At 71.5% G+C, this 578-nt stretch carries 1 protein-coding gene; it reads left to right on the top strand.

Annotation, left to right across the window (positions count from 1 at the left end; genetic code table 11):
- Positions 1 to 578: DNA-processing protein DprA (locus tag EN964_RS36605; protein ID WP_164776584.1), on the top strand; the 578-nt coding region annotated here is incomplete at both ends.

Genomic DNA, 578 nt, shown 5'->3' on the forward strand with positions numbered 1-578 from the left:
ACGCATCGCTGGCCGGCATCAAGATGGCACGCATGCTGGCGGCCGACCTCGGCCGCGACGGCTACGCAATCGTCTCCGGCCTGGCGCGCGGCATCGACACGGCGGCGCATCAGGGCAGCCTGGCGACCGGCACGATCGGCGTCCTGGCCGGCGGCCTCGACCTGCCTTACCCGCCTGAAAATGCCGGCCTGTGCGAGGAAATCGCCGAGCGTGGCGCCATCATTTCAGAGATGCCGTTCGGCTGGCAGCCGCGCGCCCAGGATTTTCCGCGCCGCAACCGCCTTGTCGCGGGTGCGGTCCTTGGGCTGGTGGTGGTCGAGGCAGCGCAACGCTCGGGCTCGCTGATCAGCGCCAGGCTTGCGGGCGAAATGGGCCGGCTGGTCTTCGCCGTGCCGGGCTCGCCGCTCGATCCACGCGCCGCCGGCACCAACGGCCTGCTCAAGGATGGCGCCACCCTGGTCACCGACGCAGCGGACGTTTCGCGGGCAATCGCTCCGCTGACCGGCATGCGGGCGCCCGACGTGCCGCCGTTCGAAGAGCCGCCCGACTTCTCGGCCACACCACCGCCCGGCGAAAGC

This window comes from Mesorhizobium sp. M7A.F.Ca.CA.001.10.2.1 (assembly GCF_003998575.1).
Classification (GTDB): Bacteria; Pseudomonadota; Alphaproteobacteria; order Rhizobiales; family Rhizobiaceae; genus Mesorhizobium.